The following is a 9,592-nucleotide window of genomic DNA, read 5'->3' as shown; positions in this document are numbered from 1 at the left end:
GTGAGGGGCGCTCTGGACGGTGGCCGCCGGCCATGGCCGGCGTTTCGGCCTCCGCATCGCTTATTACGGGATCCGTCGGCCGGCGGCGGCCGTCGCACGCAAGAAGTCGAGCATCACCCGCAGGTGGATTGGCGGCGATCGGCTCAACCACGCCGACGAGAAGTCCGCCTTCCCGCCCAAATTCGCCGCTGCGGTTCGACGAGTTGGGCGCCCTGGGCGTCCAAGCTGTCACGTTTGACATTCCGCGCCATTTCGCGGAGTACCTGGCGCCGCTTGCCGCTTGCCGCTTGCCGCTTGCCGCTCACTGCGATGTGTCGGGATGCCGAGGAGCTCGCGGCGCTCGGGCCGTTCCGGCAGGCGGTACTGCTGCAGGGCTGGTTCCTTGACCAGTCCTGCGTGCACGGTCTGCTTAACCGTCCCGCCCGTAATCCCGTACTCATGCTCGGAGCACAAATGGGAGGAGGCATGGCTCTTCGCTCATTCGCGAATCTGGATGCGGATCGCGAACTCATCACGAATGGCCACGCAGTTGGGGGGCGAGAGATTCCATGATCTGCGTGAGTGCATAATTGCGGACATGAACGGTCTGTCGCTGCCAAAAATTCCCGCAGGGGCAAACTGGCAGCATCCCAGGAATTTGATCGGCCGAAATCCTGAATGGAACAGTTTCCCTGACGGCAGGGTCACGTCCGGAGAAGTGGTGTGCGGGCTCCCGCCTGACCTGGGCGTTCGCCCCGGCGTCGGAGCGAGTGCCCGGATACAAGAACGCCGGCGTAGTGGCCTGAAGTCCGGTGTGTGATCACGCGAGCCCCGGGGGAGCGAGCGGACGTCGTGGGAGTTGGTTCTGCATGATGACGACGCCATGCAGAACGTGCAGGAGAACGAGGAAACGGGGCCGAGTGCCGTCGGCGCATCGCCGGTCTGCGGAACGAAAACGCGCCGTGCAACTCCCGCCCTGGCTCCCCAGATCCCTGGGGTGCCGTCGAAGCCACGACGCCCTCGTCGCGCGTGGTGCTCACACCTGGTGTACGAGTCCCGCCACCAGCGCGGCCACCCCGCCCTGGACCACCGCCAGGACGGCCTCCTTGGCGCCGGCGGCGACGGCGCGGCCGAGGGCCTGGAGACGGCGCGGCTGCAAGTGCACGGCGGCCACGACGGCTCCGGGGTCGACGACCGTGCCGTCCGGCGACACCATGCCGGCACTGTGGAGGTCGACGATGAAGGAGCGAAGCTCCTCGACCGCGGCGTCCAATTCGGCGCGGGAGAGGCCCGCGCCGTTGACCGCCTGAACGTTGTGATCGCCGACCTGCTTGTACTGGGTCCCAGTGACCTTGTCCCCGCGCACGTAATCCGACATGCGTTCGCCCTTTCGGTGTTCGATGGGATACGTAAGGCAAATTCCGTCAGCTGAACATGCGATTCCCTGAGCCGGTCTGCTTGTACTGCTGATCGGCCTTGTCGCCCATCACGACGTCTCCCCGTACATCCACGTGAATGGCTTCGAACGGCGGGTCCTCGATGGCGTCGACAATGATCCCCTTGATGCGCTGGATCTCGTTCAGATCGGCGCCCATCAAAGCTGTGTACTGGGTACCCGCCGTTTCGATCATGAGGGCATACCGGATACGCCGGAAAAACAGCCGGTACAGCAGTAGGGTCAGCAGGATGACCACTCCGGCGCTGCCCGCGACTATCACAATGTCAGCCGCCTCGCGCGCGATTCGCGCGGTGTCGGGGTCGACCTCGGAAGGCAGCCGGGGCGGAATCATGACAGCCGCGACGATGAGGATGATCAAGGGGAGAATCTGCTGGATTGGATGGAGCGTCGCGAGCTTTCCCGCCCACCGGATGCGCAGGGTCTGCACCCTGGAGATATTCGCCAGGGGGTAGGCTTCATGGCCTATTTGAACAACTCTTCGACTGATGGTGATGTGGCCGACCCGCTTCTTCGCCATATGGCAATTCCCCCGACCCCTGAGCGGACTTGGCTCTGGAATTCACTGTCCAGAAGTATCCTCCGACGGCATTGCGTCAACAACCCGTTTCCGGGATTTGGAGGCGGAGGGGCCATGGCGTCTGGTGGGTGGCAAGGGGCCAGGGTTTCAGCGTAGTTGGGAGGGATCTGGTTCGTGATGACCCGTCGGCTCAGCGGTCACCCGGGAACGAGATAGCCACGGACTCCCAAGATCATGGAGTTCTCGACGCCCCGTGATCCGAGTGGAAGCCCGTGCCCGCCGACGCGTCATCGCCGATCCCACCTGCTCTTGACCAACTCGGCGGCCAGCAGGCCCGGCACGCGGGTCGCACCCGCGCGCCGGGCCTGCTGGATCGGCTGGCCGAGCGGCCCGATCCGCGTGATCCGCACGGAGTACGACACGCCCTGGTCGTCGTGCTCGCGCTCACCGAGTGCGCGCTACTGGCGGGGGTCAGGTGCCGGCCGGCGGTCGGCGAGTGGATCGCCGACGCCTCGCCGCAGGTGCTGCAAGCTGTCGGCGCGCGTCCCGACCTTCTGCTTCCCAAGCGGCTCCTGCCTTCGGACCATATGGGGCAGGGACCGGCAAACCTTTGGGTTGGCGGATCGATTCGGGTGAGGTCCGGCCAGGGCCCGGTGGGGAGATGGCGGGAGGTCGGACGACCCTGACGGGGGCAAGGGCACCGTGCGCCCCGGGCAAGAGCTATGCGGATTCAGCGGCGGCGAGGCCACGGGCGGTGGCCTGCAGGAGGTGTGTGAGCCGCGGCTCGAAGCCCAGCGCGACGTGCCCCCAGCGCGGCTCCTGTGCGTAGAGCTCGGCAAGTGTGGGGGTGGGGTGGGAGACCTGCCAGAGGTTGGCGGCCAGTCCCAGCGCCACCGTGATGAGATCCTGGACCTGCGCGGCGGTCATGCTGCCGGCGGTCGTCAGGGCTTCGACAACGGCGTCGAAGGCGGCGAATGAGTTGGTCTTGAAGCGACGGGCGCGCTCGAGGCCCACTTCGCCTTCGAGGCTGAGTGGTACATGGGTGAGCAGGTCGCAGAAGAGTGGCTGCGCGGCCAACGTGGTTGCCACCACGGCTGCGGTCTGGTCCGGGGTGAGGTCACTGACGTCGGCGAGGTGAGCGGTTAGGGTGCCGCGCCACTGATTCCAGCCGCGCTCGGCCAATTCGAGGAGGAGTTCCTCCTTGCTGTCGAAGTAGCGCCGGACGGCGGAGGGGTGCAGGCCGGCGGCCTCGGTGACGGCCGCGAGGGTGATGTGACGGACGCCGCCACGGTCGGCTGCCAGTGCACGTGCGGCGTCCAACATGTCTTCGGCGCGGCGGAGTTTGGCCTCTTCCGAACGGGCTCTTCGCTGCATACCCCACACATTATCGCACGGCGGATGCGTTACTGAACTTCGGCTCGTCAGGGTGACATCGCGCTGTCGAGGGTGAGCCGGTCCCGGTGGTGAAGCCGTCGAGGGCGTCTGGGCCGTACCGGAGGCGTTTGAGCCGATTGCGGGCGAGCGTTTCCACGCGGTCCAGGGCGACGACGGCGAGGTTGGCCAGGCCGCGTTTGACGTGTGCCCATACCCCCTCGATGGGGGTGAGGCCGGGCGAGTAGGCGGGCAGCAGGAACACCGTCAGCCACTCACACTCGGCGATCAACTCGCGCATGGCGTGTAAGAAGTGGCTGTTCAGCCGGTCCACACCAGCACGATCGGCGTCTTGACGAGCTGGTGGGTGCCGTCGATCAGCGCGGTGAAGTCGCGCTCGCCCATGCTGCGACGCTTGCCCTTGCCCGCGACATGGGTGCGAAGTTGGTGGCACAGCCGGGTGCGCGAACAGGGCCGCCTCGCGATCGGTCCGGCAACCGACAGTCGTCCCGAGTGCCGCCCGCAGCGCGCTGGTGCACCACTTCTCTGTCGGACCGTCGGGCGGCGCGGTTACCGCTCCAGCAGGTCGCCGGGGTTGTCTATGCGTGCGAAGGTGTGGAAGAAACCGTTCTCCAGGCGGCGGTGGACGATTCGCCAGCCCTCCGGCCTTCGCTCCAGGCGGTCGTGCCACAGACCGGTGTGGATGACGTTGGCGCGGCCGTCTCGCGTCTCATGTGTGTGGAAGAAGGGAGACGTCGCGGTCGCCCGGTCGCCGTCGACGACGACGGTCGCGTAGCCCTCGCGGTGCTGCCACAGGCCGAACAACTTGCCCAGACCCGCAGTGCCCTTGCGGTCCGTGCCGCGCATGAAGTCGATGTAGTCGGCGAGGCCGATCTCGGAGCTCTGGCCGACGTCGGAGGCGTCGATGACGGCGTCCCGGGAGAAGACCTCGGCCCACTGGGCCATCAGGTCCTGATCCGTGTTGTTGCCCTGGTGCAGGTCCTGTCCGAGGCCGTACCTGGCGATGACGTCCTGGACCGCGATCCGGTCCAGGAGGTAGCGGACGTCGGTTTCTGAAGTCATGTGTCTTGTCCTTGCGCTGCGAAGAAACGCTGTGGGTGGCGGTGGTGAAGGCTGGTGACCGGCTACTGGGCACGCCCGGCTGTATGCGCGGGCATGCGGGTATGCGGGCGTGCGGGCCATGGCGCGTGGTGTCGCGAGCATGTGTGGTTGCGGGCTCGGCCACACCGGAAGGGACCGCCGAACATCGGGGGTCGCCGCGGGTCGCGGAAGGTGAAGGTTTCTTGCGATGAGGCGCCCGCCAGGCAGTGCTCGCGTCTGCGGGATTCGGTCCTGCCTCGACGATGGCTGGTGTGCAGAGTGGGTGAGGCCGGTCAGACGGTCAGCACCAGGCGTCCCGGGACCCGGCGCTCTTCGAGGAGTCGGTGCGCTTGCGCTGCCTGGGAGAGAGGAAGTTCGTCGACCCGTAGCGTCAGTTCTCCGCTCGCGAGAAGGCTGACGACCTGCTCGGCGGCAGGGCGGGCGGCGCCGGGGTTGGCGTGCAGGAAGCCCCCGACCTCGAAGCCGAGCATGCCTGCGCTCCTGTGCCACAGGTCGTCGCCGGTGACTGGGGTGTCGGGGGTGCGGGAGGCGTGGCCCAGCAGGAGGATGCGACCGAGGGGCGCCAGGATGTCCAGGCTGGCGGCGCGTACGTCACCGCCGACGGGGTCGACGACGACATCGATCAGTTGGCCGTCCAGGTCCTCCACGAACCGGTCACTGGTGAACACCGCGTCCAGACCAAGGAGTTCGGCGTCTTTGATCCGAGCCGGGGAGGAGACTGTGCCGGTGACACGGGAAGCGCCCAGGGAACGGGCCACCGCGACAAAGGGGGCGGCCAGGCCGCCGGCCACGCCGTGCACCAGCATGCTCTCTCCCTTCTGGAGATGTGCCACTCGGGTGAGGGCGAGGTAGGCGGTGGTGGCGTTGGGCAGGGCGGCGACGGCCTGCGCGGGGTCCACACCCGTGTCCTTGAGGGAGATGGTCATGGCCGCCTGGGCGAGGGTGACCGAGGCGTAACCGCCAAGGCTGACCTGGGAGAGGGTGACGACCGGTTCCCCGACCTGAAAGCCGGTCACTCCGTCGCCGAGTTCGCGGACGGTTCCGGCTACTTCCAGGCCTGGCACCAGGGGTGGCTGGGGCAGGTCGGGCCGTCCGGCGAGGTCTCCCCGTCGGAAGAACACATCCACCAGGCCCACCGCGGCGTGGGTGGTGTCGATGCTGATCTGGCCCCGCCCCGGCCGGGGATCGGGTAGCTCCGTCTCGGTCAGAACCTGCGGTCCGCCGAATTCGTTGATGACGATTGCACGCATGTCACTCTCCGAACTGCTTCGATCTCATCTGGTTGCCCCGGTCGACGGAAGTGCCGTCCGGGTGGTCGTCGGCTACCGAGAGCCCTCGGGGCTGTGTCGCCGGTTGCATCGAAAAAGTTAACGCAATCGGATTGCGCTGTCAACGCAACTCAATTGCGTTAAATCTGCTCCATTGCAGGGTGGGTTGAGGTGGGTAACGCATGCAAATTGCGTTACCTTGGGTGGTGCGGCTCATCGACCTGGCTTCCAGCGCGCCCGCTCGGCCGATCACAAGGCGCAGCGGGCCAACGACCTCATGGAAGCCCCGCATGTGGCAGGGGCACGGTGACTGGGCCCGAGCAGTTGCCGCGCGCCTCGCACACCGCAGGGGCCTGGCCTCCGCGGACCTGGTGCGCTTCCTGGTCACCACGCTCGCCGAGCGGCCACTGCTGTGCGACCTCCATGGCGCCCCACATTCCAGCGCACCGCGTTCGAGCTCTAGACGCGGTTCAGGGTCCGGTCGAGGACAGGCTCAGCGGTATGGCGGGGCCAGTTCCGCCTCTGGGCTTCAGCGGAGCCGGCGTCTCGGACATCGCCTTCGACAAGGTCTTGCATGGGGCAGCCTCTGGCACGATCAGCGACACGGTCGGGTAGTGGGGATGAGGACCCGACCTGGACGGATGAATCATCGGCTGCCGCAGTGACGGCTGCGGTGCCGATTCAGCCAGTGAGGTCGGCGTCACGGGCCAGGAGTGCGGCTTGGACCCGGTTGGAGAGCTCCAAGCAGGTCAGAATGCGGCTCACGTGAGCCTTGACGGTGCTTTCCCGCATGCCGAGGGCAGCGGCGATCTCGGCGTTGGTCTCCCCTCGGGCGAGCCGTCCGAGGACGTCGCGCTCGCGCGGGGTGAGGCGGCCTATCCGGGCACGAGCCCGGTCTCCCGCAGGGCGTGCCGTGTGGTGGTAGCGGTCGATGAGGCGGCGGGCGGCTGCGGGATGGAGCATCGCCGACCCGGCGGCGACCAGGTGGACGGCACGCAGGATCTCCGCCGGATCGCAGTCTTTGAGCAGGAAACCGTCAGCCCCCGCGGCGAGCGCGTTGTAGACGTACTCGTCGAGGTCGAACGTGGTCAGGGTGATCACCCTCGGCGGGTGGGGCAGGGCGCGCAGCCGGGCGGTTGCGGTGATGCCGTCCATGCGCGGCATCCGTACGTCGACCAGGGCGACGTCGACGCGGTGTGCGATGGCCTGTTCAACGGCGTGCAGGCCGTCCACGGCCTGGGCGACGACCTCGATGGTGTCGTCGCCGGCGAGGAGATCGGCCAGGCCGAGCCGGACGAGGGCGTCGTCATCGACGATCATGGCGCGGATCACGAGAGAGGGCCGTTCTGTCCGATGGCGGAGTGGGGGATGCGCGCGAGGAGGTGCCAGGCACCGTCACCGGCCCGCCCGGCGTGGAGGCTGCCGCCGAGGGCTTCGACGCGTTCACGCAGGCCGACCAGGCCGAAGCCGGACGGCGCCGGACGCTCGACACGCCTGCCGGTGGCATTGGTGACCTTCACTTCGACTGCCGGCGGCCCGTAGTGGACGTGCAGCGTGACCGGGGCGTTGCCGGCGTGCTTGCGAGCGTTGGTCAGGGCCTCCTGGACCAGGCGGAAGACCGCGAGCCGGTGCGCGGCCGGCACGTGCTCCGGCCGGCCGTCGACGGCCGCCTCGACGTGTTGGCCCGCGGCGCGTGCCTGCTCGATCAGGTCGTCGACCTGCCGCAGGGCCGGTGCCCGGTCCTGCACACGCTCCGAGTGTCCGGGGGTGCGGAGGGCACCGAGGACGTCACGCAGATCGTTGAGGGCCTCGGTGGAGGCCGTGCGCAACAGCGCGAGGCGCTCGACGACCGGTGCGGGCAGCGCGTCCGATCGGTTGGCCAGAACACCGGTGTGCAGGGCGATCAGGCTCAGCCGGTGGGCCAGGACATCGTGCATCTCGGCGGCGATCGCGGTCCGTTCGGACAGCCGGGTGGCCCGCTCACGCAGGTCGCGCTCGGTGCGAAGATGATCCAGTTGCGCGGCAAGTGCGTCGGCCAGACGGCGCCTGTTGCCCGCCCACATCCCGAGAGTCAGGACCAGGGCCAGCAGCAGGGCGGAGCCGTACGAGCGGGAAGCCCACACACTCAGCTGCGTCCTGCCGAACACGTTCAGCACCGTGGCGACGGCCGCGCAGCAGACGGCCTGCCTGCCACGTCCCCGCACGGTGAACTCGAAGACGACGACCAGCAGGGGCAGGATCAGGCCATACTCGCCCGCCACAGCCGTGGCGACCACGGCGCTCGGCATCGGCCGCCGGCGCCGAAACGCCACCGCACCAGCGCCGAGCAGCGCGACTCCTACCACCACTGTGACGTGGCTGCCGCCCGAAGCGAGGACGGCGTCCAGCGCGGACAGGACCGAGACCGCGCCCACCATCACGCTCTCCGCCCACCACGGCCAGCGCATCTCTTTCGTGTCTTTCACCGGGCCAAGCCTAGGCAGCCCGTCGGCCGAGGCACCCCCTACTTTCGTCGCCCCCCTTCATCGCAGATCGGCGGATCTCCCCGGCACGGACCGTGCCTAGCGTCGAGGCCATGAACGACTTGACCACCTCCTGTAAGCATGTTCCCGCTCAGCGTCACGCCGAGGCCTGGACGTTCCTGATCGAGGCGGTGCGGGACATACGCACCACCGGCGCCATCGCCCCCAGCAGCCGACGCCTGGCCCGATCCCTCGTCGAGCCGCTGCGCGAGCAGGCCGGGCGGCGGCTGACGGTCCTGGAGGCAGGGGCGGGGACGGGGGCGGTCACCCGTGCGCTGATCCCTCTGCTGAGCACGGGCAGCCACCTGGACATCGTGGAGGCCAACGCCGTCTTCGCCGGCCGTCTGTGTCGTCTGGTCCGCGCCCATCCGCTCCTGGCGGATTGTCCGGAGCGGGTGCGAGTCCACCACACCCCGGTCGAGGAACTGGTCACCGACCGCCGCTACGACGTGATCGTCTCCGGGCTGCCTTTCACCAACTTCGCCCCCGGCCAAGTCGAGACGATCATGTGCCGGTACCGGGAACTGCTCCGCCCGGGAGGGGTGCTGACCTACTTCGCCTACCTGGGCTCCGGTCCCCTGCGCGCCCTGGCGGCCTCTCGGGCCGAGGTACGCCGACACCGGGCTGTGCAAGCAGTCCTGGCGCGCCAGCGAGGCCGGTACACGACCGGTTGCAGGACAGTGTGGGGCAACCTGCCGCCTGCCAGGGTGTGGCGCCTGCGCGCCCACGCTGCCGAGCCCGCGGTGTGCGACTCGTGCCCCGACACGGTCGGGACGGCGCAGTGAGTGTGCTGTGCGTCCTGCTCAGCCATGAGTCGGGCACGGCCGCGTACGGGGTGCTGGCCGCCGCCGTGCTGGCCGAGTCCGCCCTGCTGGTGGGCGTCTTCGTGCCGTCCTTCACGCTGCTGCTGACCGCTGGTGCCCTTGCCCGCACCGGCCCCCTGAACCTCCCCGTCGTCGTCGCGGTCGCCGCGCTGGCCGCGGTGGTCGGCGACGCGCTCGGCCATTGCACCGGCCGCCTGGGAGGCCGCATGCGCGCAGGGCGGTTCGGGCGCCGCGTCCCTGGCACGGCCTGGAGGCGGGCGGAGGCCCTCATGCATGCGCACGGCGGTCGGGCCGTGTTCATCGGCCGGTTCCTGCCGGTGGTCCGTACCCTCGGCCCGCACCTGGCCGGCGCCGTCCACCTGCCCTACCGGCGCATCGCGCCGTACAGCGCGCTGGCCTCGGTCCTGTGGGCGGGCTCAGAAGCCGGCGCCGGATACGCGGCGGTCGCCTGCGCAGGGCCCCACGGCGCCGGCGGGGGATGGACAGCAGCAGCCGGCGTCGGCGCAGCCGGAGGTGCCGCCCGTGCCCGC

At 68.8% G+C, this 9,592-nt stretch carries 12 protein-coding genes; 3 read left to right on the top strand and 9 right to left on the bottom strand.

What is annotated here, in order from left to right; translation table 11 throughout:
• Positions 1–1,015 precede the first annotated feature (1,015 nt).
• The 3 genes from ACFW2E_RS31925 to ACFW2E_RS31915 all read right to left on the bottom strand — a co-directional run bounded on the left by ACFW2E_RS31925 (position 1,016) and on the right by ACFW2E_RS31915 (position 2,377).
• Positions 1,016–1,357: a hypothetical protein gene (locus ACFW2E_RS31925; RefSeq protein WP_384470845.1), complete on the bottom strand. Its 342-nt coding sequence runs from the start codon at positions 1,355–1,357 to the stop codon at positions 1,016–1,018.
• 46 nt (positions 1,358–1,403) lie between these two features.
• Positions 1,404–1,955, bottom strand: a complete 552-nt coding sequence (locus tag ACFW2E_RS31920; RefSeq protein WP_384470842.1) for a DUF6232 family protein — start codon at positions 1,953–1,955, stop codon at positions 1,404–1,406.
• A 287-nt stretch (positions 1,956–2,242) separates the two neighbouring features.
• Positions 2,243–2,377: a hypothetical protein gene (locus tag ACFW2E_RS31915; protein WP_384470851.1), complete on the bottom strand. Its 135-nt coding sequence runs from the start codon at positions 2,375–2,377 to the stop codon at positions 2,243–2,245.
• Here ACFW2E_RS31915 and ACFW2E_RS31910 point away from each other — a divergent pair.
• The gene (locus tag ACFW2E_RS31910; RefSeq protein WP_384470848.1) at positions 2,321–2,641 is read left to right on the top strand and encodes a transposase family protein; all 321 of its coding nucleotides are present in this window, start codon (positions 2,321–2,323) and stop codon (positions 2,639–2,641) included. The genes ACFW2E_RS31915 and ACFW2E_RS31910 overlap by 57 nt on opposite strands.
• A 34-nt stretch (positions 2,642–2,675) precedes the next feature.
• Here ACFW2E_RS31910 and ACFW2E_RS31905 read toward each other — a convergent pair whose 3' ends face one another.
• The 6 genes from ACFW2E_RS31905 to ACFW2E_RS31880 form a co-directional block, all read right to left on the bottom strand.
• Positions 2,676–3,329 carry a TetR family transcriptional regulator gene (locus ACFW2E_RS31905; protein WP_384470839.1) on the bottom strand — a complete coding sequence of 218 codons (654 nt, stop codon included), beginning with the start codon at positions 3,327–3,329 and terminating at the stop codon, positions 2,676–2,678.
• 10 nt (positions 3,330–3,339) lie between these two features.
• Entirely contained in the window at positions 3,340–3,660 is a 321-nt protein-coding gene (locus tag ACFW2E_RS31900) for a transposase (RefSeq protein ID WP_384470836.1), read from the bottom strand.
• 236 nt (positions 3,661–3,896) lie between these two features.
• Entirely contained in the window at positions 3,897–4,409 is a 513-nt protein-coding gene (locus tag ACFW2E_RS31895; RefSeq protein WP_384470833.1) for a nuclear transport factor 2 family protein, read from the bottom strand.
• A 311-nt stretch (positions 4,410–4,720) separates the two neighbouring features.
• Positions 4,721–5,698 carry a zinc-binding alcohol dehydrogenase family protein gene (locus ACFW2E_RS31890; protein WP_384470830.1) on the bottom strand — a complete coding sequence of 326 codons (978 nt, stop codon included), beginning with the start codon at positions 5,696–5,698 and terminating at the stop codon, positions 4,721–4,723.
• 699 nt (positions 5,699–6,397) lie between these two features.
• Positions 6,398–7,048, bottom strand: a complete 651-nt coding sequence (locus ACFW2E_RS31885) for a response regulator (RefSeq protein WP_384470827.1) — start codon at positions 7,046–7,048, stop codon at positions 6,398–6,400.
• Positions 7,045–8,181 carry a sensor histidine kinase gene (locus tag ACFW2E_RS31880; protein ID WP_384470824.1) on the bottom strand — a complete coding sequence of 379 codons (1,137 nt, stop codon included), beginning with the start codon at positions 8,179–8,181 and terminating at the stop codon, positions 7,045–7,047. Before ACFW2E_RS31880 ends, ACFW2E_RS31885 begins: the two co-directional genes overlap by 4 nt.
• A 110-nt stretch (positions 8,182–8,291) precedes the next feature.
• Between ACFW2E_RS31880 and ACFW2E_RS31875 the strand changes: the two genes are divergently transcribed.
• Together ACFW2E_RS31875 and ACFW2E_RS31870 are read left to right on the top strand one after the other, a co-directional pair.
• Positions 8,292–9,023 (top strand): class I SAM-dependent methyltransferase, encoded by a 732-nt coding sequence (locus ACFW2E_RS31875; RefSeq protein WP_384470821.1) that lies wholly within the window; start codon positions 8,292–8,294, stop codon positions 9,021–9,023.
• A partial coding sequence (locus tag ACFW2E_RS31870; protein ID WP_384470818.1) for a DedA family protein occupies positions 9,020–9,592 on the top strand: 573 nt, incomplete at its 3' end. The genes ACFW2E_RS31875 and ACFW2E_RS31870, both read left to right, overlap by 4 nt.

This window comes from Streptomyces sp. NPDC058964 (assembly GCF_042741275.1).
Classification (GTDB): domain Bacteria; phylum Actinomycetota; class Actinomycetes; order Streptomycetales; family Streptomycetaceae; genus Streptomyces.
This window is presented reverse-complemented; position numbering and strand designations above follow the sequence as displayed.

Excerpts from the sequence above, each read along its gene's own strand:
- ACFW2E_RS31895 (WP_384470833.1), bottom strand. The coding sequence starts at position 4,409 with ATGACTTCAGAAACCGACGTCCGCTACCTCCTGGACCGGATCGCGGTC.
- ACFW2E_RS31920 (WP_384470842.1), bottom strand. The coding sequence starts at position 1,955 with ATGGCGAAGAAGCGGGTCGGCCACATCACCATCAGTCGAAGAGTTGTT.
- ACFW2E_RS31925 (WP_384470845.1), bottom strand. The coding sequence starts at position 1,357 with ATGTCGGATTACGTGCGCGGGGACAAGGTCACTGGGACCCAGTACAAG.
- ACFW2E_RS31890 (WP_384470830.1), bottom strand. The coding sequence starts at position 5,698 with ATGCGTGCAATCGTCATCAACGAATTCGGCGGACCGCAGGTTCTGACC.
- ACFW2E_RS31875 (WP_384470821.1), top strand. The coding sequence starts at position 8,292 with ATGAACGACTTGACCACCTCCTGTAAGCATGTTCCCGCTCAGCGTCAC.
- ACFW2E_RS31905 (WP_384470839.1), bottom strand. The coding sequence starts at position 3,329 with ATGCAGCGAAGAGCCCGTTCGGAAGAGGCCAAACTCCGCCGCGCCGAA.